Origin of the sequence: Paraburkholderia sp. EG286B, assembly GCF_040965655.1 — a bacterium.
Classification (GTDB): domain Bacteria; phylum Pseudomonadota; class Gammaproteobacteria; order Burkholderiales; family Burkholderiaceae; genus Paraburkholderia.
In genome coordinates this window covers 1-21,086 of record NZ_JBFRCF010000011.1, presented here as the reverse complement: position 1 = coordinate 21,086, position 21,086 = coordinate 1, and the positions used below count along the sequence as shown (strand labels likewise).

General features: G+C 62.0%; 16 protein-coding genes and 1 pseudogene. 5 read left to right on the top strand and 12 right to left on the bottom strand.

What is annotated here, in order from left to right; genetic code table 11:
- Positions 1-8 precede the first annotated feature (8 nt).
- From AB4Y42_RS23635 to AB4Y42_RS23590, 10 genes are all read right to left on the bottom strand, one after another.
- The gene (locus tag AB4Y42_RS23635) at positions 9-686 is read right to left on the bottom strand and encodes a heavy metal response regulator transcription factor (protein WP_368690599.1); all 678 of its coding nucleotides are present in this window, start codon (positions 684-686) and stop codon (positions 9-11) included.
- Between the two features lie 170 nt (positions 687-856).
- A complete protein-coding gene (gene tssJ / locus AB4Y42_RS23630; RefSeq protein WP_368695507.1) occupies positions 857-1,384 on the bottom strand; it encodes a type VI secretion system lipoprotein TssJ in 528 nt (175 codons plus the stop codon).
- Positions 1,384-3,243, bottom strand: coding sequence for a type VI secretion system baseplate subunit TssF (gene tssF, locus AB4Y42_RS23625; protein WP_368695506.1), 1,860 nt, complete (start codon positions 3,241-3,243; stop codon positions 1,384-1,386). The genes tssJ and tssF overlap by 1 nt, the downstream gene beginning before the upstream one ends.
- Positions 3,240-6,872 (bottom strand): ImcF-related family protein, encoded by a 3,633-nt coding sequence (locus tag AB4Y42_RS23620; RefSeq protein ID WP_368695505.1) that lies wholly within the window; start codon positions 6,870-6,872, stop codon positions 3,240-3,242. Before AB4Y42_RS23620 ends, tssF begins: the two co-directional genes overlap by 4 nt.
- Positions 6,856-8,049 (bottom strand): hypothetical protein, encoded by a 1,194-nt coding sequence (locus AB4Y42_RS23615; RefSeq protein ID WP_368695657.1) that lies wholly within the window; start codon positions 8,047-8,049, stop codon positions 6,856-6,858. Before AB4Y42_RS23615 ends, AB4Y42_RS23620 begins: the two co-directional genes overlap by 17 nt.
- A gap of 83 nt (positions 8,050-8,132) precedes the next feature.
- The gene (locus AB4Y42_RS23610) at positions 8,133-8,393 is read right to left on the bottom strand and encodes a PAAR domain-containing protein (RefSeq protein WP_368692743.1); all 261 of its coding nucleotides are present in this window, start codon (positions 8,391-8,393) and stop codon (positions 8,133-8,135) included.
- 3 nt (positions 8,394-8,396) lie between these two features.
- On the bottom strand, positions 8,397-9,152 hold the full coding sequence (locus AB4Y42_RS23605) for a hypothetical protein (RefSeq protein WP_368695504.1): 756 nt from the start codon (positions 9,150-9,152) through the stop codon (positions 8,397-8,399).
- Positions 9,149-11,608 (bottom strand): hypothetical protein, encoded by a 2,460-nt coding sequence (locus tag AB4Y42_RS23600; protein ID WP_368695503.1) that lies wholly within the window; start codon positions 11,606-11,608, stop codon positions 9,149-9,151. Before AB4Y42_RS23600 ends, AB4Y42_RS23605 begins: the two co-directional genes overlap by 4 nt.
- Positions 11,609-11,612: 4 nt before the next feature.
- Positions 11,613-12,530, bottom strand: a complete 918-nt coding sequence (locus AB4Y42_RS23595) for a DUF2345 domain-containing protein (protein WP_368695502.1) — start codon at positions 12,528-12,530, stop codon at positions 11,613-11,615.
- A gap of 32 nt (positions 12,531-12,562) precedes the next feature.
- Positions 12,563-13,984 carry a type VI secretion system Vgr family protein gene (locus tag AB4Y42_RS23590; RefSeq protein ID WP_368695501.1) on the bottom strand — a complete coding sequence of 474 codons (1,422 nt, stop codon included), beginning with the start codon at positions 13,982-13,984 and terminating at the stop codon, positions 12,563-12,565.
- A gap of 880 nt (positions 13,985-14,864) precedes the next feature.
- Here AB4Y42_RS23590 and AB4Y42_RS23585 point away from each other — a divergent pair.
- Positions 14,865-15,533: pseudogene (locus tag AB4Y42_RS23585) on the top strand (PAS domain-containing protein); the annotation flags it as partial.
- Here the strand turns inward: AB4Y42_RS23585 and AB4Y42_RS23580 are convergent.
- Together AB4Y42_RS23580 and AB4Y42_RS23575 are read right to left on the bottom strand one after the other, a co-directional pair.
- A complete protein-coding gene (locus tag AB4Y42_RS23580; RefSeq protein ID WP_368695500.1) occupies positions 15,448-16,671 on the bottom strand; it encodes a hypothetical protein in 1,224 nt (407 codons plus the stop codon). The pseudogene AB4Y42_RS23585 and the gene AB4Y42_RS23580 overlap by 86 nt on opposite strands.
- A gap of 1,064 nt (positions 16,672-17,735) precedes the next feature.
- Positions 17,736-18,656, bottom strand: coding sequence for a LysR family transcriptional regulator (locus tag AB4Y42_RS23575; protein ID WP_368692751.1), 921 nt, complete (start codon positions 18,654-18,656; stop codon positions 17,736-17,738).
- Positions 18,657-18,782: 126 nt separating this feature from the next.
- On the opposite strand from AB4Y42_RS23575, the gene AB4Y42_RS23570 reads away from it, so the two are divergent.
- The 4 genes from AB4Y42_RS23570 to AB4Y42_RS23555 form a co-directional block, all read left to right on the top strand.
- A complete protein-coding gene (locus AB4Y42_RS23570; RefSeq protein WP_368695499.1) occupies positions 18,783-19,037 on the top strand; it encodes a hypothetical protein in 255 nt (84 codons plus the stop codon).
- Positions 19,038-19,184: 147 nt separating this feature from the next.
- Positions 19,185-19,886, top strand: coding sequence for an alpha/beta fold hydrolase (locus tag AB4Y42_RS23565; protein ID WP_368695498.1), 702 nt, complete (start codon positions 19,185-19,187; stop codon positions 19,884-19,886).
- A gap of 322 nt (positions 19,887-20,208) precedes the next feature.
- Positions 20,209-20,838, top strand: a complete 630-nt coding sequence (locus AB4Y42_RS23560; RefSeq protein ID WP_368695497.1) for a tyrosine-type recombinase/integrase — start codon at positions 20,209-20,211, stop codon at positions 20,836-20,838.
- Positions 20,839-20,906: 68 nt separating this feature from the next.
- On the top strand, positions 20,907-21,086 hold a 180-nt coding region (locus AB4Y42_RS23555; RefSeq protein ID WP_368695496.1), incomplete at its 3' end, for a hypothetical protein.

The following is a 21,086-nucleotide window of genomic DNA, read 5'->3' as shown; positions in this document are numbered from 1 at the left end:
GCGCGGCATCAGGCGTTCCCTTTGATTTCAGCGACGTAGCCCACGCCGCGCACCGTGTGGATCAGCTTGACGTCGAACGCGTCGTCCACCTTCGCGCGCAGGCGGCGAATGGCAACTTCCACGACGTTGGTGTCGCTGTCGAAGTTCATGTCCCACACGTAGGAGGCGATTTGCGTGCGCGTGAGCACTTCGCCCTGGCGGCGCACGAGCAGTTGCAGCAGCGAGAACTCCTTCGGCGTGAGGTCGATGCGCGTGGCACCGCGCTTCACGCGCCGGCGCGTGACGTCCACTTCGAGGTCGCCGAGCAGCAGCACGTCGCTCTCGCGCGGTGGGCCGCGGCGGGCCAGCGTGCGCACGCGCGCGAGCAGTTCGACGAAGGCGAACGGCTTGACGAGGTAGTCGTCCGCGCCCAGCTCGAGGCCCTTCACGCGGTCGCTGATATCGTCGCGCGCGGTGAGGAACAGCACCGGCGTGGTGTGTGTGGCGCGCAGCGTCTTGAGCACCGTCCAGCCGTCCATTTCGGGCAGCATGACGTCGAGCACGATGACGTCGTACGCGGCCTCTTTCGCGAGAATCAGGCCTTCCGCGCCGTCCACGGCCACGTCCACGGCATAGCCGGATTCCTCGAAGCCCTTCTTCAGATACGCGCCGGTCTTCGGCTCGTCTTCGATCACAAGAATGCGCATCGCCGTTCAGTTCTGAGTGGGTCCGGGTCAATTGTATGCGTTGTGCCGGTTGGTGCGCGTGGGCGTGACACCTGGCAGTGTGCGTCCCCGTGCGATACCGGCCCGTGGCTTCGTCGAGCGCCGGTTCCAGCGCGGCCAGCGCATGACTATCATCCATCAGTGCAGAGACTTCATCGGTGCTCCGAGTCGATTTCCAGCGTGCGCTCCGCTGCCACCAGCCTCACCGGGTCGGTCTTCTTCCACTGCGATTTCGGCACCAGTACGGACCATTCGGTGTTCGCTGTGTCGCGAAAGAACGCCGCTACGGCTACGTAGTTCGCCGCTTCGCCAATCGGCTTCGACACCTTCAGCGTCTGCCCCGGTCCCAGCGTCACGTCCCGGCTCCAGAGCGTTGAGGCCTTCAGCGCATCGTTACCCTCCAGCAGCTGCGCATAGGTCGCCGTCGCAAAGGGCTGGTCATCCTTGAGCTGATAGATCCGCAGCACGACCGGCAGCGAAGCGCCGCGCACGTCCTGGTTCAGCGCGCCGCGCGCCGTGATGACAAGATTCATCTGTTCGACCTTCGTCTCGAACACCGCACGCGCGGCATGCACGGTTCCGTCCTTGACTGACTGCCACATACCGCACGCCGAAACCGACAGCGCGAGACCTGTGACGAGCGCACCCCGCACGATTCCGGTATGGATCCCAGCACGCATCAGAATGGTGCCCCCTTAAAGTCGGCGCGTGGATACACCGTCTCCTTGCCGTCGATGGTGAGTACCACTTGCACGGAACATTGCGCGCTCGCGTAACGTCCCAGGAAGTGGTTCAGCACGTCGCCGAACAGGACAGCGTCGCCCGGCCCGTCGAAGCCGCCCGCGTCGAGGTCGACGTGGATGCGCACGATCCGCAGTACGTAGCCACGCTGCAGGATCTCCTGGTCCTCCGAGAAATGCACGGTCCGGATCGCGTCGATGCGCTGCGGTACCGCCTCGTCAGGCGTCCAGTCGTAGAGTTCGAGGATCTCGCGCAGTACCGGCGCGCCTTCCATCAGCATCCGGTTGAATTCATTCGCACCATTCGCGGCGTAGTGCCCAAGCACGCGCCAGTCGTAACCCGGGTAGTAGCGCGGCGGATACTGCGGCAGGCTCGGCGCCGTCACATTGTGCACCAATGCGATGCCGGTAAAGCCCGTGACCGTTTCCGTGATCGTTGCCTCCGCAAGCGCCATGCGCGGCAGGCGTCCGTTGTTCGCGAGCGCGCGCACCGTGACATGGCGGTCGAGCCGTGGACGCGCTTCATCGTCCGGTGCGTGGCGGTACGTCCCGGCCCAGAGCTGCCCTGAGAGGGTCACCCGCAGCTCCTGCCCCACCACGCCATAGCGCGTCGAGGTACGGAAGTACCGTTCCGGCTTCTCGTAGTGCAGCATCCATCCGCGATGCCTGAAACTGCTGAACGGCCTGTAAGCGTACCGTGCGCTGCCCTCCGGGTCTGCGGCGGTCACCTCAAGCAGGTCGTAGGGCTCGACGTGGCGCTCCACGGCGGGCTGCACTCGCACGCGGTGCTCCCTGTCATGCCAGTCGGCGGGCTGCAGCGGCCGTGCATCGACCTCGAACAGGTTGATCACGGGCGTGCAGAAGAGGCGAAAGCTCTCGCGCCCTACCGGCTGGTCGCCAGGCATACGCCCGTCCAGTTCGATCTCGAGGATCATGCGCGTTTCGCCCGCCGGCACCATCGTGCTGTCGAAACCGCACAGGTCGACGAAGTGGAACTTCTGCGGGAAGACGAAATACTCCAGCAGCGTCTGCTCGCGGTCCACCACCTCGTTGCGCGCGGGGTCCGTGATCGGCCACAACCGCGTCGACGGGCCGAACCCCACCGGCTTGAAACGCACCCCGTCGAGCGGCAGCAGCGAGCCGTCGCGCACCGACGGCAGGCGCAGTCCGACCGATGCGACCCGGCGAGTGAGCGCCGCATACAGCGCGGCGGCGGCAGGACGGTCGCCATGCAGGTACAGGCGGATGCGCGACAGGTCGACAGGCTCTCGCTGGTCTCCGAACCAGAGGCCGAACGCCAGGCGTATGACCGTGCGCCCGTCGGCGCGTACTGCCACCGCAGCATCCTCGACCGAGAGCGGCAGCAGCTCGACTGCCTGCGTCGTGCGGAACGGGCACTGCACCTGATCCGGACCGACCGGTGCCGGGCGCACCACGGCCCCGGCGGGAATCTGTGCCACCTTTGCGCCCCGGTTCAGGGGCGCGCACTCGATGATCGACAGCGATGGAATCGCCCGCGCCATGTGCTCGAACATGTTATCGAGCAACGGATCGGTCAGTTCCTGCATGCCGTCGTCGAGTTTCATGCGCAATCGCGCCATCACGAATGCAAAGGCTTCGTTGACCGCGCGGACCTGGTCGTTCTCCTGGCCATACTGCATGCCCAGGCGCCGCGCGGCCTCGGGCTGGTTGTGCGCAAACTCGCGACCGGTTTCGCGCAGGTAGCGCATCTCCGCGTCGAAATATCTCAGGAACGGGTTTGCGCCTTCCTGTTGCGTGGCTTTCCATGGTGCCGTCATGGCTGCGACTCCGGGGGTAAGGGCGGCAATGCGGGCAATCCGGAGATCACACCGGCGCGGCCCGTCACGAAGATGCGCTCGGGCATGCGCATGCCTCGCAGTTTCAGCAGCTCTAGCGGTCCGGATCCCGCTTGCGCGCGCAATACGTAGCGCAACGGCGCCACCTTGCCGTCCGTACCGTCACCGGACGTCGCGGAAGCGGCCTTCGCGGCATCACCACCCGCCCCGGCATTCCAGACGAGTTCGTAGCGCGTATCGTCGAGCGGCTTGACCTGGGCCTTTTCGAGCATCCGCAGAAAGGCCCAGTCGCCTGTCGCATCGAAGTCGATCCGCACTCCTGCGTTGAGCGTCTGCCAGTTCAACGCCGCATGGCCGTTCAGACCGTTGCCCGGCCATGCCAGCGGCGTCCACGTTTCGCGCTGGTTGAAATAGACGATCTGCTGGCCGTCCACCGTCAGCTCCGTGCGTGTTACGTCCGGCGTCGGCTGCGGCATGATCTCGAAGTGATAACCCGCCTCGCCCCGCGCATAGAGACGTGCGCCGAGCGGACCCATCAGCCGGAGCATGGCGAGAAACTTCGGATCGAACTGGAGCGACTGCGGCGCGAGTTCGTTCGGCACCCACTGGTCGCCCTGGCGCTTGAGCACACCGGACAGCTCAAGCTCGATAAAGCGGTTGATCAGCCCCGTCTCGGGCCGCACGTAACGGCCAAACTCGGCGAAGGACGCGTCGGCGCTCGCCGGCGAGAACGGATAGCGCGCGGCGAACGACGAGGCGAAGGGGGCCGCGACGCCCGCTCGCCATGCCTCGTTCAGGCTCGCAGCGGCGGGCTGCAGGACCGCCTGCCAGGCCGCGTCGAGCGGCTGCACAAACATCGTCTGGCCGAAGCCCGCCCACTGTGCGCCCAGGCTCGCGGCGGTCAGCGCCGCGTCGTCGCGCGTCTGCGACAGATCCGAGAGCTTGCCCTGGAATACCGCCTGCGCGAGACTCCGCGCCATGGCCTGCGCGTCCGGACTCGCCTGGATCTGCTGGAGTTTCAGCCGCACGGTCGTATCGGCGGTCAGCACGCGCGAGAGGCTGACGCCGTTGAACGCGGCGGCATTTGCCGCCGGAGCGTGACCCGCATTGCCGCTCGCCGCTGGCGGATTCGTGTCGCCCATCAGCGCGAGCAGCGGGCCGAACGAGCGGTCGAGCGGGTTCACGATGGGGGCCTGCGTCTGGTTGCTATCGCTCCCACCGAGCAACCCCTGCGCCTTGCGCACGAGCGTATCGGTCAGCGCCTGCGAAGGACGCCCCGCCTCGCCCTGGTACTGCACCGACTTCATGACCGCGAGCAGCGGCGAGGTCTGCGCATCGGTCAGGCGCGTGAGCTGGTCGATCACGCCCGAGAAGCTGGTCGCCGGGAGCCACTGGAAGCTGTTGAGCATCGTCGCCCAGGCTGCCGTGTAGTCCGTGAAATACCGGTCGCACAGGCGCTTTCTCAGCGCGTCGGCGGCCTTCCTTGCTTCGGCTGCAGCCTGCGCCGCGTCAACCGCACCCTCGACGGCAGTGGTGCTGATCCGGGCGTTCGGCTGGTCACCGGTCAGCACCCAGTCACCCTCGACGTGCTGCCCGTTCACCGCATCGTCGATGGCTTTCTCGACGACGCCCTCCCACGCTGCGCGCGTGAAGATGCCCGGCACCGTCTGTGTGGTCGTGAAAAGGCCGTGCGAATCCGCGCCCGCGAGTAGCGTCGCGAGCGCAATGTCTGCGTACCTGCCGCGCGCCGTGTCGATGACGCGCTGATAGAGCACGTCGTCGCTCGCCGCGAGGCCGATCTGGTTGACGAGCGTCGAGCGCATCTGTGTGACCAGCGGTTGAGACGGATTGATCCGCCAGTCGGGATGTGCCTTCAGATGATCGGACCAGAAGCCCGCGAGTTGCTGTGAAACGTCGAGCCATTCGCCCGCACGCATGCCGGTGGGTGCAGGCCAGACGTCGAGCAGTTGTTTCCTGAGAAAGGTTGCGTCGGTGCGCGCCGGGGTAGCGAGCATCAGGTACGCCTTCAGGCGGTTGTAGGCCTGCTGCTGCGCATCGTGACTCTGCTGTTCATCCGCGCGAACCTGCGAGAACCGGGCGAGTTGCCCTTCGAGCGCCCGCGCGACTGGCTGGCGCAGGTTGCGCATAGCCACGGCCTGATAGGGCCGCCAGAGCGCGTCGAGCAGTTCATCGTTGTGCGAGAGACCTGCGCGCAGATACCACGGTACGCCATGGTCCCGCCGGTATTCGAGCGTCTTGATCTGCTGCTGCAGGGCGAGTTGCGCGCGCATCGCCTGCGGCGAACCTGGCGTGGCCTCCAGGGCAACCACAGCAGTTATTTCGGCATCCTTGACAAGTACCTGGTTGCCCAGACCCGAAATCACCAGCAGCACAATCCATGCGATCGCCCCGGCCAGCACGCACCACGCGAGCACGTCCAGCCAGTACAGCCCCGCGCGGCGACCACGATACGGGGGTGCGCAGGCCGCAATCTGCTGCCACACAGGCAGCATGGCGCGCGGCTGCTCGCGCATGACCATTTCCACGGGCACCGCCGTCTCAGGCTCGCCGGGCGCGCCGTCCCCTTCGCCCCCGCTCGCAACCGGCACCGGCACGACGGTCGCCCCCGGGAAAACCGGCGCGAACATGACGCCCGCGAGCGGCGCGCGCAGCCAGTTCGACGCGGCGAGCGCGCCCAGGCTCGCAGCGATCCGCGCGGCATGGTCGCCGACATACTTCGAGACTTCCATCAGCCAGGTTGCCTTCTCCTGGGTATAAAGGCGCACGCCCGAGTCTGCCGTCCACCGCTCGACCTCGTTGAATCGCTCCGGTAGTGTTGCGGCGGATTCCTGCGCCTTCCTGCGCGGCTCGTTGGGCATGAAGGCGCCGACCGCGTCGAAGCTTTCGGACGGCCTGCCCTTTGCCTCGACCGGATGCAGGAACGTGACAGGCGCGGCCCAGCCGAGCGCGGTCGCGATCATCGAGAGCGCGCGTGGCAGGCCCGCATCGGTCTCGTCGGCGCGTGCGACATGGACCAGACCATCGACCGGGCGCCGACTGCGCAATTCGCGGATCTGGCCGAGCCACTTCTGGGCCTCGATACCGTCTGGCGCGGCGTGGACGAGGACGGTTTCGCCGATGTGCATAACGCCAGCCTGCTTGAGCCCGGGCGCGACCTGATCGACCCGCTCGTCGCTGCCGTGGACCATCAAGCGCAGACGGTAGCGCCAGAACCAGCCATGAGCGACGCGTAGTTCCTCGGCCATGCGTTGCAGCCGGGCGTCGCGCTTGAGCGGCTTTGCTGCCTTCGTGCGGTCTCCGGTTTCCGAGCGGAACAGTCTGGCGGCCCAGCCACATGCACCCGTCGATACCGCGAACAGATGCGCGATCACGACGAAAACCAGCACGATCGGGATGCCGACCAGTAGCCGCGCGCGAGGTGCGCCATCGGCGATACCAAGACGGTCATTCCCGAACCAGACCAACAGGAGTGCGGCAATGGCGAGGACGAGCGCTGCGAGGGGCATGCCCCAGATCGCCGCGCGGCTCAGAGTCGGATTGCTGGCCACGGCTTCGGGCTCCATGTTCTTGAGGTTATTTTGAGTCGTCATGTGTGGAGGCGTTGGGTTGTTCTGCTGGTATGACGTGGAGGATGGCTGACTGCAAGCCGTCGACAACCAGTTGCGGGCCGTCTGCAGCGCCAGCCTCGATGGCGGCCGCAATCGCCAGCAAGCCGTTTGCGGTACCCACGTTGCCGACAATACGATCGAGCCGGTACTGTGCGGCGTCCTTCGACGCGGCCTGAAAACCAGCGGCAGCGAGGGCGCGGTCGCTGTGCTCTACCGGGCGCGTGATCCACGCGCGCGTTACCTCTGCGGCCTTAGCCTTGCCCCAGATAGCGGCATTCGCAAAACCGTACCCGGCCTCACCATCGATTGCCTGGACTGGACGGTGCAGCGCAGCCTTGTGGCAGACTTCCGGCGGGAGCCTGAAGTAACCGGGATCGAGCAGCACGGCGGCACAACCTTCGCCACAGCCTTCGTCGATGGCATCGTCGTACCATGCTGCGGCGACCGCAAGCAGCGGACGGTGATCGTGGGCGTCGAGCCAGCCGTCGGCTACCAGCAGACCATCGGTCGCGGGGACGGCCTGAACATCAAGTGGCGGCAGCGCCGCCAGCCGCAACGCTTCCCGAACCTGCGTCAGGCGCAGGGTCGCAGTCTCCGGCCCCGCCAGCACGCGTACCTGCGGCCAGTACGGTTTTTCGTATCGCGTCAACGCCTGGAGATTGCCGACTAAAGGTTCGAGCGCAACACGGATCATCTGAACAGCGGGGGCGACCTCCAGCAGCACGCCGGCGTCGTCGCCCTCGCTTTCCTCTTCTCCCGCCACCGGCAGCCCGGCCAGCAACGGGTCACAGGCCTCGAAACGATTGCACGAGACCTTGCCCGAGCCATGTCGGGCACTCTGCATCTTGAGGAGCGAGCGCTTGCCTGCAAGAGCTTCGGTAAGGGACTTACCCGCCAGCGGTAGGCAATACCCGGTACCAACTACGTGCAGCGGACGCTGCGCGAACCGGATCCTCTCCTTGAGCCAGCGGTCGCGATGATGGTTGTGCCAGTACGCGCGATACCACAGGACCTCGTAACCTGCCCGGGCGAAACCGACCAGAACCAGGAACACGCCGTTCGGTGCGCCGACCATCCAGTTCCAGAACTCGAGGCCACGCGCCGGCTCACCCTTCGGCCAAGAAAACAACACGAATAGCGAACCGAGCACGTTACACATGAACCACGTCACCGCCCATGGCCAGAAACGCATCCTGGACGGATATCCGCTGGGGCGTCCGGCGGGAGAAAGATCGACCGGCATTACTCGATGTTGAAATTCATGAGCGACGAGAGCAGACGGCAGCCGCACGCGCAGCGGTAATGATGGAAGGCAACCTCCTTGCCGTCGCGATCGGGAAATTTTGCGCAGCCCTCGTCAATGGTGGTTGGCCCATGCTGCTCGCAGATCGCTTCGTCGCCCTTCCGGGCGAGCGGGCGACCCATAACCTCGAACCACGGTGAGCCGCCTGTGACTTCGCCGCCGTGTTCGAGTTTGTCGCCTGTACGGATAGGAGATTGCATATACTAGTTAAATAATTGATTTCGACTATTGTTACTGCGCCGGCATAGCAGCGCATTTAAATTGAACACTTCGCAAGAGAGTAGGGAGAAAACCATCCTTCGAGTTTCCTTCGCTCTGAATATCCGCCCCCCGCCAGACACACCAATCAAAACGTTCTTGCCTTTGACGAAACAAAATCGCGATCCTTGAATCCCATCTTTCGATTCAATGTCGACAACAAACCCATTTGCGCCGGGCACATCGATATTTCCAAAATTCACCACCCCACTCTTCCGAAGCGGACTCCATTTCTTCCCGTCAAAATCTGCTGGACACCTCAATGAGTTAGCGCTCATAATATCCTGCATCTCTTGAGAAATATCGGTTTGTGCATTATCGGGAGACCACTTAAAATCTGCAGTGTTTTCGCACATAAAGCCAATCCACGGCACATGTGCAGTCCCGCGTTTCTCAAACCACCAGTCATACCCAGAATACATTTGCGCCTGCTGAAGGAATGGAAGTTCCCGATCAGGCAGCGGAGCGTCTGCGCGATAAATTATGAGATCTGGATCGTTGTATTTAATATGCTCGCCCTTTTTCAGAGTCATCGAAAACTTGCAGTCGCCCATTTTTACTTGCACCGATGTTGGTCCATCTGCCGTGAGTGTGCTTGTGCCCACCCCCAACGTCCTCACGCCATCATCGGCTAATGCTTCACCAGAAAAGCATGCAACAGCGAGCCAACCAGCCACAAAGATTGTTATGTAATGCTTCACGATTCCTCCACGCGCCCGAAACCAACCGGGAAAATAGATGTACTCCCGTCCGGCTGCGGGAAGCTAGTTACATCGAATAGTATTATTTGTGCGTTAGCGAATGACAAAAACCGAGACTGTATGTCCCACACCGAATTATAGTTACTACTTGGCTTGCCAGTGTTTATTGTGGCTGCGACCTTACCAAACGCCCCGTTTATGTAGAAGTATTTTATTCCGTGGTCCGTTGAGAGCGGACTGTATTCACTGGATTGATTAGTCCAGTACTCGTCTGCGCAACATGCTGCACCCGACCAAGCCCAATAACAGCCCGCGCTATCCGCTGCTTCAAATGGGTTCGCCATCGCCTCTCTTTTTTCGATAAGGTCGGCCGGAATATGCGTAGATGTATCTCTAAGGTAATGCATCGAATCGTACATCCCCTTATGACCATTGGGCAATGTTCTGCTTTGGCCAGCCATCTGGGTATGCTGCTTCAGGACGTCCTCCACCGTTGCACTTACTGCAATCCCTTTGAATTTCCAATATTTAATATAATTTGTGGCGTGTGTGAGCTGAAGCATTCCTCGCCCATCCCATGGAGCGTACCAAAATGGTGATCCCTCATGGTATTTTTGGAACCATTGCGTCTCCTCTGTTGCATTTCCAAAGAAAGACGCCATACGCGCGGGCGATTGAATCCCGTATTTGCGGATCGCGTTGTTGAGTTCCAAGCGCCTCTTAATGGCATTCGGATTATCTGCTGCCAACATGGAAGCAGCCCAACTAAGGTGTACCGTTTGCCACTTCCACGGCGTGGCTTTTTGTACAACATTTTTTGGAAGCAGGTGCTGAAGTTCCTGGCGACTTAGCCACCCACACTTTCTGAAGTGGCGAATAAACGCAAGCGGATGGAAGAACCAGAATTGCTGCCCGGCAAGGGGCGTCTTGTCCAGAAACTGGAACTTGCTCAGGAAGTCCGTGAAGTTTTTGTACCCGTCGGGATTGGTATCCTTCTGCTTGCCAAAGAAACCATACGGATCGTTCAGGTCCTTGTAGCGTTCCTCGTTGTTGGACGGATCCCACTCGCTACGCGCCTTGAACACCATCCCCCGAAGCTTTTCGTCCACGCCATCCGTGTTCTGCACGTAGCTGGCAAGCTGCAGGTTGACGTCATTGTTGTTGTTCGGATCGACTTCGAGCGGTTGCGCCGACGGCAGCGAATCCTGAATGCCCGTCAACCCGCAAAGCGTCGCGTAATCACATCGCCCGGCGTCGTTGAACGGCGTGTTGTCATCATCCACCTTTTGCCAACCCGTAAAGAACGGGAAATCCGCGTCGGACAGCTTCTTGATGGCGTCCGGCGCGATGTTGACATAGCCCAGCGTGCCATTCTCGTCGAATGGCACTGCGATCCAGGTTGCACAAGCCGCCTGCGTCAGCGTTGAATGTTCCGATAGAATGCGTCCAAACCGCAGCATCTCATAGCCATCGCTCGGACATGCCGGATAGAGGGCCATCGCGCGTTCATACAGGTCGTATTCGTAATGCTTTTGGGCGTTGTCGTACGGATCCGCAACGGGGTCGGGCGTAAGCAAGGCCACGATGCCACTGCCACCCCTATCGATCCACGCGCGCGTAAAACGCTGCCCCTTGTCGAACCATGCCTCGACATAGAGCGTATCGCCTGCACCAAGTGAGCCGCCCGGCACGCGCGGAAACCAGGTCTCATCCATGCCCGCAGGCTGCGGATAGAACTCCTGCGGGCCGGAAATGACGAAATAGCTGTGCCCCCAATAGTCACTCGTGGTTGGCTGAGCCGGTTTTTTCAGCCCGATCTGTACCGTGTCGAACCAGGCCGTGAAATTGCCGTCTTCCATGAAGATTTCGAAGTGAAGATGCGCCACGCCCTGATGCTGGCCGACGTAGCCGAGCATGTCCCTGCGGTACACCCTCTTCGTGCCGCCCATCTGGACCATCCCATCCTTGCCCCCTGCCGTATCGAGCAGCCATTTGGGTAGCGCGTTCGCCGAGCCGGTCTCCGGCGGATCGTTGGGTTGGGGAACAATATCCTCCTGGCTGGTCATGTCCAGCAGGTGCATGTAGAGCGAGTAATACGCGAGCGTGCGTCCCTCGCCCGTGTCGGTCGTGTGCCGCAGCAGAACGAAGCCGGCATTCGAGTTCAGCAAAGGCTGCCCGGTCTTCGAATCGGTCGCGCCGTCCGAGATGCCGTTCTTGCAGACCCGGTAGGCGACAACTTCCCCATCGGCGATCGCGCGCACCGGCTCTGCGTGGCCCGCGCCCTGCGTGCCAGGATGCAGATGGATAGCGCAATGAGAACGCCGGTCGAAGGTGACCGGCCAGACCCCGTGATGGCCAATCTCGAATTGGTCGATGAGATCCATCATGGGGTCCGGTTTCGACGCGTCGCTGGCCGTCTGGCCCGACGCCGGAAGAAAGGGAGGGCTGATGATCATGGCTTCAGTGGGATGACGAATACGGTTCGGAAATCTTCAGGCTGCTTTTCGGCAGGGACGGCAGCTGGGTCGGCACGTTGTCGGGTCCAACGAACGTGAACGAGCCTGCCTTGATGGTGAACGCGCCAGGGCAATGGAAGGTCATGTTGCCGTTCTCGATCACGAGCGAGGCCCCGCCGCTGTTGAGCGTGATTTTCGACTTCGCTGCGACCTGGACGTCCGCGCTCTCGCTCGCGATGCGGAGCTGCTTCTGCGCGAACAGGTCCATGCCGTCGGTGAGCGCCACCGCCGTAAACTTCCCCTTCGCGGCGGTCAGGTTGATACCGAGCTTGTGCGCGCATAGCGAAATCAGTTCGCCTGCCGCCATCCGTAGCCGCCTGACGATGCTGACGTCCAGATGCTGGCCCGCCGTAACGATCATGTTTTCGCCAGCCGAGTGCTGGGCCGAGCGAGGCGTCACGAAGGCCATGCCTGCCGGGGCGCTCGCGAGCAACCCCGCGTCACGAAGCTGGTTCAGCCCGTCGAGCAGCGCCGATTGCGTCGCGCGGTCGGCAGGATCAGCTCCCGCCTGCGTCGTCGCCGCCGCGAGGTCCGTTACGCGCTGCAGCGCCGCCTTGAGTTGCGCGACGGCGGCAGGCATCTCAAGGTGCGGCGTATCCGGTCCGGCCGCCGCGTCCGCCGAGAAGAACAGCCCCCTCGCCGCGCGCATCGTGCCCCACGACTTCGAGGTAAATTCGTACCCTTCCCCGCGAAGGAGCTTTTTGCTGTTGAGCAGGTAGCCCTGGTTGATCGCAGACTGGCTGTAGACAGTCGCGATACGCGCGCTTTCCTTGCCCTTCAGGTCATTGAAAACGATCTCGGCCCCGAGGAGCGGCGAGCGCCAGATTGCATAGCTAAAAAGCGCGTCGGTGCTTCGTACCACATCAGGGTGCGAAAAATCGTGCAGGGCGCCAGCTATATGGAGACGATCGATATCGCCGTGGGCCCCGTCGAGCAAAACCTCGGTGGCGGGAAGCAGCGGCGAATGGAAGCCGCCCGGTAGGACGATGACGGACGCAGCAGGCGCAGGTTCAACAGCTTGTTACTGGTGTTCCCCGAGCCCTGCAGGAACTTCGGTACAACGGGATAACGCCCGTATTCGTCGACGTATGCGTAGGGGGCCGAGTCCAGGGTAGTGACCACGCCGACGACAGGCCCCGTCAGAAATCGCCAGTCCCGCTCGTAGTCAAACGCCGGCCGGTACGTCAGATGCGCGGGCATCGCCTTGAAGCGGGTATAAGCGGGTTTTGTACGGCTCCCCTTCATCTTGAACGAAGTCACCACGAAGCCGTATTCGGCGCTGGGCATCTTCGTATTGGTCAGCTTGATCACCACGCCCGGTGCAATGCCCTTCGCGTCGCTCGCGCCAGCGAGCGTCACCTGACGCGCGACTTGCTCGTCGCGTCGAGTCTGCGCGAGTGTCTCGCCCTGCTGCTGCGTCAGATGGAACTCTGCGCTGCGGCTGATCTGCCCGTATACCGAGCAGTCGTCCGTCTCCCCGGAGACGCTTGCTGTGGCCCGTAGCGGTTCCTCAGGCGTGCGGTAGTTGCGCTCCCACACCTCGATCGTCGCAGGCACCAGCGTGTGCTGTTCGTGGACCGCCTGCGCCGCCTCGTGCGAGTTGCTCTGCAGTCCCGCGCTGGCCAGCAACGGCAAGTTGACTGAGCGGATATAGGCACGAGGATTGTCCGCGAACACGAGGATGTCCAGCAGCCCGTTCTCGCCGCGCTCCTGCCGGTAGAACCAGAAAATGCCCTTGCGCTTCGCATGGCGCGCGATGAAGTGCCAAACCGACTCCTCGTACATCACGATCTGCTGCATCTTTTCCTGCGGCCCTTCGAGATGAAACTCGACATCGAAGGCGTCGAAGTTTTGCCCGTCGACCAGCTTCTTCCTGACCATCTCCTCGAACGTGACATCGGCGAGCACATCGGAGTGGACCATGCGCTTGCCGAGCGCAGCAAAGCGCGGTTCGATGCGGACCTCGTAGGCCGCCTCGTCGCGGCTTGTGCGGATCCGTCTCCAGCGCGTCACCACCCCATTGAAAGTGGCCGCCGCATGATCGGCAGGCGTCGTCCAGTTCGCCGAGGGCACCGCGGCGCGCTCGTCGACCTGCAGGCCCGCGCGCCGCCCGACGTAGTCCTTGCCGTCGATGTCGAGGCGCGCAGACGTGACCGTGACAATGACGACGTAGTCCTTGCAGAATCCGCCGCGCACCTTGAAGTCGAGCACATCGAGATCATTCTCCTGCTTGCCGATCCACAGCCTGAAATGCTGGGACAGGCGCACGCTCGGGTGTCGCAGCGCATCGGTGAAATTCTTCGAGAGAGCATTCATTCCACGCTTTCCTGTGCGGTTGAAAGGAACGAAAACAAAATCGTTGCGTCCGCAGCTATCGCGCGAAAAATCTAGGGCTGCAAGCACTGTCCGTCAATCACCAGGCAGCGGCCTTTCCTGGAATCTTCAACAACCCTGTTAAATGACAATAAATCGTAGTCCTTCTATTTTTTAAGACAGAATTTCGCGGTAGCCGATCAAGCGGAACCTCGTTGCGCAAAAGCAGCCCGAGCTTCGTTTGTAACCGCAGGGCGCCGAACCCCAGCGTCGGGCCGCCAATTAGAGAATGGGCGCGCAGCCTGCGGAGCAGGCAAGCGAGTTCTGCGATCCACGCGGCCAAGCCTGGATCACGGCTGGACGCAATGCGAATTGCATTTGCACCAGATCTCGCCGGGTTCTAGCTCGAGCTAGCGAAACTGGACTCGTATCACGTCTGCTCTCAACTGACGTGACGCAGTGGAGGAGACCGGGCTACGCCACGTCATTCGGAATGTGCCGTCTCCGTCGACTTTTGGCGTTTCGAACGGTCCGTATCGAATCTGCTTTGGGAGACTTGCGAAGAACTTATCGGGTGCTATGCCTGCCAGCACGCGCATAAACTCGTTGCGCACGCCACCTTTTCGCCCGCGATCCTTATGCCGCGGGCGTTTCAGCCCCAGCACCCCGGCCCACGCCCCAACGCTCCGCTCCATTTATCGCGCTCCTCCGCCGCGGCAACGTTTTTTGCCCTCGAGCCGCCCCATTCATGATCGAAAACACCCGCCGATAAGCATCGGACAGCGGGACAACCCAATCAAAAAGCGACGGAGACCACGAGTGCACACCGAATCATCGACCCGACCCAACCAGCAGGGAGAAGCCGCTCTCCCACAGCGGCCTTTCCCGCGAAGCCCTGATCGGGCAGCCTCATAACGTCGTGCGCCACGCCGACATGCCCACCGAGGTGTATCGCGACATGTGGGCCACGCTGAAAAAGCGCGAGCCATGGGTCGGCGTGCTGAAGAACCGCTTCAGCAAGGGGCGGCATTGCTGGGTGCAAACCGGCGTCACGCCCATCATCGAAGGGCAGTATGTCGTTGCGTACCGGGCCGTTCACACCGCCGCTTCGCGCGATCAGGTTCGCGCTGCCGAGGCGCTGTATGCGACCTTGCTCGCGGAGCAAAGAGCCGGCCGGCAGGCGCACCATCTGCAGGCAGGCGCAATCGTGCGCAAGGACATGGTGGGGCGGCTTGCGCGCTTCGTGCATCCCACCATGAAGACGCAGACCTACCTGCTCAGATGCAGGCGGTGTAGTGTACCGGGGCCAAGCGTCTTCTCCGGGTCGACTTCAGCCGACAGTACACTGCGCGTGCGCCTGCTCGGGGCTACGCATCGCAGGTGGCCACCCTGGCTTGCGTCGCCAGACCGTGGGCTGAAAAAGACCTGCTCACCTTACCAGATGAGCAGGTTGGTGCAGAGTTTAATTAACGGTGTGGGATCCACACGAAACCATGGCACGTCGTCTGTGTGGGGTCGCAGAAGTTGCCCGCGACCGCCCCCGGGTCGTTGATCGCGAACGGGAAAGTAAAGCTTGATCCTGGCGGGTCAATGGTGGCAATCGTTCCCTGGTGCGAGCGGACAAAACCGTGCAGCGCAGAGAAGTCTGAGAGGAGGGACCACCCAGTGGTGTCACCCGCGGCATTTATCGCGTCTGGCCCGGTCAATATATTGTCGCCAGGCGCCGCGAAAACCGTCATCGTTCCGTCGTTTGCGCGCAGGAACCCGAGGGCCACGTCACACAGTGCGTCATTGCAAAAACTTCCCGTTACCGTGCCCTGAGCATTGATCGCAATCGTTGGGGCGGTGTTGAGGAATCCGCCGTTCGGGGCATTAAACGGGGTGAAGCTCCCATTTGTTGTCCGAAGGAATCCGATAACCAGGCCCGGGTCGGCCTCAAGGTAATACCCGACGATCGAGCCCGATGAACTGATATCGGTCGGCCAGGTGTAGACCGAGCTTGGCGGATCGAATGTCGTGTAGATCCCGTTAGCTTGTCTCAGGAATCCGTGAAACAGCCCACCACTGCCGGTATAAACCCCGGTGACCGAACCTGCTGCGTTGATACCTTGTGGATCGGTACTGTTGTTCGAGCCGGGAACGTCGAACTTCTGAAACTGTCCGTCCGGCGTGCGCAGATAGCCATGTCCTCCCGTCAAGTCCACGTAAGAGCCCATGACCACGCCGCCTGGTGTGATGCCAATGGCCGTGCTGCAAAACGCTCCCGGCGTGCACGCTGTGCCTGGCGGATCGAAGGTTGTGATCGTGCCATCAGGCGCCCGCAGGAAGCTGTGTTCCGCGAAGCCAGCATCCAGGTAGTAGCCGGCGACGGCGCCAGCATTATTGATGGCGGCGGGAACCGGCCCATACGAGGTGTCCTCGCCCGGTACGTCGAAGATGACGAACCTACCGTCAGCAGCAGGCGCCGCGGCCGACGCGGCAGCTGCGGGTGAAAGCGCTGCAAGCTGAGAACGGCAGGTCTTTAGGGCCCCGCGAAGCCCTTTCATCACAGAGGGCGCATTTGGATTTCCGACCGGCATCGACTGATAAATCGCACTGAGCGCAGCGCAGGCGTTGCCTGCCCAGGCCGGGCTGCTGAGACAGAGAAGGGTGACTGCTGCTGCAGGAAGATATAGGTGTTTATTCTTCATTTCGTACCTCTTCACAATAAGCGATTTAAGTAAGCACGATCCACCTTTAACGTTTGGGAATAAACTAAAAAAGCCACTCCGCAATGCCGACGATTTACCGTGTCGTACGGGAATAACCGGTGCGGAAAACGAGCGCAGCCACTACGGTGTGGTGGGCGCCTGGAATTTCACTGATGAGCTGGGCAGTATTCACGTCGTCGGGCGTAGCAGTCACGCTCCGCGGGGCGATCGCATGCTCTCAAGTAGGCAGACATGCCGTTGCGGAGCAAACCTTGGCGAGTCCAGAGAACGACTGAGGTTGGCGCCGAATTCAGTATAGGCGGCGCGAAGATAATCGCCGGACAAAAAAAGCTAACGCTGAACACAATTTTGGCGGCCGCAAAAGACTCGTGAGCCTCGATGAACCAAGTAGAAGCTCACCTCACCGGCCTCTCGGACAATCCTCTTGCACGAAGTCATCGACGAAGATCTGGCGCATTTCCCCGCCTAGTTCAATGAATCTGCGGATGCGGCTGGGATGATAGTCCTTCAGGGAGCCTGATCCTTCCCGACTCCACTGGCCGACGGCAAACTAACGAAGGAACATGACGAGACGCCGCGAGTTGCCCGGACAGCCGAAGCCAGCTTCGCTGAACAGCCTATAGCGGTAGTTGAGTTGATGACCGGGACCAACGACCGCACGGAGTCGACTAACGCCGATTGCGCCAGACGATAGTCGGCCAATAGCGGTCGGCCACGTGCGTCAGCTTCGGAGCAGTTGAAATGCGAAGTATGCCTCTTGCGTGGCGCCATTGCCGTTCTGGCACATCGTAGGTGAGCGTCTGGGCGCCGCTATTTCTGCTGCGACGTCCGGAAGGAACGAGGACCATCAACGTAGTATGGAGCGGCGAGCTTCTCCCAGGGCACGATGACCGGCGCCTGCAGGAAGGTAGCAACCCGACCGAACGCGCGACGGCGCTGAGTGCGCTGGGAACGTTGCCCAGAAGCGGTCGGGCGAGGCGTGCGGGGAAGCGCTCCAAAGCCAATGAAACGGTATACGTACGAGAACATTGGCCGGGGTTACATCACGTCAGCAGGACGGGTGTGTCTGTGCCCGGCAAGGAGCCGGCGATCAGTTCATCGGCGCGTGCCACGAAGCGCTGGAGCAACGGCGAGGGATTCGTCTTCGCGTAGCCCAGCATCAGGTCGATCATCGGTGCGGTACCGGACAACGGGCGCGCGACGACGGTCGGGATCAGTGCGTTACGTACGTACTGCGGCAGCAGGGTGAAGCCCCCGGTCGATGCCACCAGCGACATGCCCCCAGACAAGGTCTCGGCATCGTAGGTCTGCCTAAGCGTGATGCCGATCTCGGCCGCGTAGGCGTCGATCACGCCCTTCAGCACCGGCGCGATTCGTGCCGTACTGACGAACGCCTCGGCCGCGAGGTCCTGCGGCCGAACAGCTTTGCGCGCGGCGAGGCGATGGTGCTTCGGCAGGATCACTACCAACGGCTCCTTCACTAGGTGCTTAAATACGAGGCCGGCGGTCAGCGCCTCGTGCCGCAGAAGTGCGACGTCAAGCTCGCCCCGCATTAGGGCGTTAGCGAGCTCCGGCGACGACTTGGTCACGAGTGTGATCTCGACATCGCACTCCTCCTCGCGGAGGATGCGCAATGCCTCACGCAGCCAGACCGCTTCCTGCCCGAGCAGGAAGCCGATGACGAAACCCTGCTTCCTGGGCCCTTCGCAACGGCGCGCCGCTTCGCAGGCGACCTCGATCTGCGCCAATGCGAGCCGCACGTGATCGAGGAATACAAGCCCCGCGGGCGTGAGCGCGACGCCGCGAGCATGACGTTCCATCAGCCGGGCACCGACTTCGGCCTCCAGGTCCCGCATCTGCCGGCTAAGTGACGGCTGCGCGGTATGCAGCCGGCGCTCGGCCGCGCTTGACAGACTGCCCTCTTCGGCGATGGCCACGAAAAAGTGGAGATGACGAAGGTCCATCCGAGCCTCCCATGCCTCAACGGTATGCTTGCAGCATCAAAAGTATTTCCTGCATGGCCCGCCTGCGTATAGGCTGATTTTGTCGGTATCGCTAGTCAAAGATTGCTTCGACCGAGGAACGCCACCATGCGCACGCCAAGCAAAGTCGGCATCGTCTTCATTCACGGCATCTGGGCAGATGGACCGTGCTTCGCCAAAGTCATTCCGATCCTGCGTGCCGAAGGATACGAGGTGATCGCGGCGCAGTACGGCTCCAAAAAGCACGCCGGCGACGTCCTCGCGCGGCGCAGCGCACTCGACCGGCGAGTCGGCCCGGTGCCCCTCATCTTCCATTCGTACGGCTGCACTCGGCGACATGTTTCGCGCGATCCCGGATGCTGAAGCCGCCGCAACTGTTTGCGCGGTGCGGAGCCAATCGTAAATGAACAAGTACCTCTGACGAGTTCTGGTACGACTCGTCGCCAGTTGCTTGTCGCCGGCACCAGCCTGGAGGCAGGCATCGCTTTTCCATTGAAAGGAGTAAGCAAAGTGAACGCATCGCACAAGCCAAGCATCGTGTTTTGCCACGGCATCTGGGCCGACGGCTCGTGTTTCAACAAGCTGATCCCGGCGCTGCGGGCGGATGGCCACGAAGTGATGGCAGCGCAGTACGGCCTCGACTCGGTGAAAGGCGACGTGGAGGCAACCATTCGCACATTCGGCCGCGTTAGCGAGCCGATCCTTCTCGTCGGCCACTCCTACGGCGGCGCCGTGATCACCTACGCCGGCATGGACCCCCGCGTTGCCGCGCTAGTCTACATCGCGGCGCTATGCCCGGACGAGACGGAGACCGCGCAGCAACAACAGGAGAAGTTTCCGACGACGGACATCTTCACTCACGTCGAAGTCGCCGATGGCCGAGTCTGGCTGAAACCCGACGGGCCCGCGGCTTTCGCTGGTGACCTGTCCGCAGAAGAACAAGGGGTCGTCTATGCGACCCACTTCGCGCCGGCGGCGGACCTGTTCACCCACAAGCTGAACGGAAACGCCTGGAAGTCGAAGCCTTCCACGTATATCCTCGCAACCGAGGATCACACCGTCCATCCCGAGTTGCAGCGCACCTACGCGAAGCGCATGGGCGCCACGATCGTGGAAGTCAAGAGCAGTCACGTCCCGATGCTCTCGTGCCCCAACGAGGTGCTCGCAGCAATTCGCAAGGCCGCCGCCGAGGTTGCTGCGAAACGGGGATAGGCGTCCTGTACGCGCCGCGAAGCTCGGAAGCATTGGCGAGGCAGTCAACCTCCATCACGCCCTTGTCGAACGGTGCCTTGTGGCCCGAGAAGTCATCGCAGGCGAGCGTGCCGCGTCAGCGCCAGGCGAACGCTTGTAGATGGCTTCTGAATTGCTGAGCAACCAGTCCGTCATTCCGATCTCGCTGCGCGATCCAGCTCAATTGCGACGTTGAACGCCGCTACGGGGCGCCGAATCCGGCGGCCCCGACGACCGCAACCGGTCAGCGTCCACCGGCCGACGCGCACACTGGATCTCCCTCCAACTTTGGAAGGAGATTGTCATGGAGACGGAGAAACGCGCCGCCGGCGCCCGAGTGCCATGGAACAAGGGCAAGCTTACTGGGCAGAGACCGCCTTTGAAGCTTCCGGAAATCTGGGCGATTCGCACGAGACTGCAGATGTCTTCGAACATCCGCGAGTTGGCAATGTTCAATCTTGCGATTGATAGCAAGCTTCGGGCGTGTGACCTGACGCGACTGCTCGTGCAAGAGATCTGCCAGGGTAGCCACGTCGGATCGCGAGCAATTGTCATGCAGCAAAAGACGCAACGTCCGGTCCAGTTCGAGATCGCAGAGCAGACTCGCCAGAGCATCGAAGCCTGGATAAAGGCGCGGAGATTGAAACCAGACGACTATCTATTTCCGAGTCGGCTGCACGCGTCGCCGCATATCTCGACGCGGCAATATGCTCGGCTGGTCCACCGATGGATCGGCTCGATCGGACTCGACGATACAGCGTACGGCACCCATACCATGCGCCGCACGAAGGCTTCCTTGATCTACCGGCGAACGAAGAACCTTCGGGCTGTGCAGTTGTTGCTCGGCCACACCAAGCTCGACTATGTCCCGCCCCGAACTATGTCCCGCCCCGAACTATGTCCAGCTCAGATCGAAGGTCCTCGCTTTTCGTGAAGATGCCACCTCGGTGCTAGACATTGGCATGCTTCCTTGCAGGCACTCTCGCCTGAAAGGAGACGACCGTGGAGCATTCGTATGTAAGCGCCAAGACGATGGTCTGCACTGTTGGAGGCCTGACATCTGAGCACCTTATCGCATTCGTCGAGTGGCTGGCCGAGCAACAATATTCGGGGAGTTATGCATTTCTGATTGCCCGGCAGGCGCTTGCATTTGGGCGATGGTGTAACGATAGGCGGCTTTCG

What these genes read in the sequence shown, in the direction of transcription:
- tssJ (WP_368695507.1), bottom strand. Translation starts at nt 1,384, where the DNA reads ATGCGTGCTGGGATCCATACCGGAATCGTGCGGGGTGCGCTCGTCACA.
- AB4Y42_RS23560 (WP_368695497.1), top strand. Translation starts at nt 20,209, where the DNA reads ATGGAGACGGAGAAACGCGCCGCCGGCGCCCGAGTGCCATGGAACAAG.
- AB4Y42_RS23580 (WP_368695500.1), bottom strand. Translation starts at nt 16,671, where the DNA reads ATGAAGAATAAACACCTATATCTTCCTGCAGCAGCAGTCACCCTTCTC.
- tssF (WP_368695506.1), bottom strand. Translation starts at nt 3,243, where the DNA reads ATGACGGCACCATGGAAAGCCACGCAACAGGAAGGCGCAAACCCGTTC.
- AB4Y42_RS23600 (WP_368695503.1), bottom strand. Translation starts at nt 11,608, where the DNA reads ATGATCATCAGCCCTCCCTTTCTTCCGGCGTCGGGCCAGACGGCCAGC.
- AB4Y42_RS23610 (WP_368692743.1), bottom strand. Translation starts at nt 8,393, where the DNA reads ATGCAATCTCCTATCCGTACAGGCGACAAACTCGAACACGGCGGCGAA.
- AB4Y42_RS23615 (WP_368695657.1), bottom strand. Translation starts at nt 8,049, where the DNA reads ATGTGTAACGTGCTCGGTTCGCTATTCGTGTTGTTTTCTTGGCCGAAG.
- AB4Y42_RS23620 (WP_368695505.1), bottom strand. Translation starts at nt 6,872, where the DNA reads ATGACGACTCAAAATAACCTCAAGAACATGGAGCCCGAAGCCGTGGCC.
- AB4Y42_RS23635 (WP_368690599.1), bottom strand. Translation starts at nt 686, where the DNA reads ATGCGCATTCTTGTGATCGAAGACGAGCCGAAGACCGGCGCGTATCTG.
- AB4Y42_RS23590 (WP_368695501.1), bottom strand. Translation starts at nt 13,984, where the DNA reads ATGAATGCTCTCTCGAAGAATTTCACCGATGCGCTGCGACACCCGAGC.
- AB4Y42_RS23575 (WP_368692751.1), bottom strand. Translation starts at nt 18,656, where the DNA reads ATGGACCTTCGTCATCTCCACTTTTTCGTGGCCATCGCCGAAGAGGGC.
- AB4Y42_RS23570 (WP_368695499.1), top strand. Translation starts at nt 18,783, where the DNA reads ATGCGCACGCCAAGCAAAGTCGGCATCGTCTTCATTCACGGCATCTGG.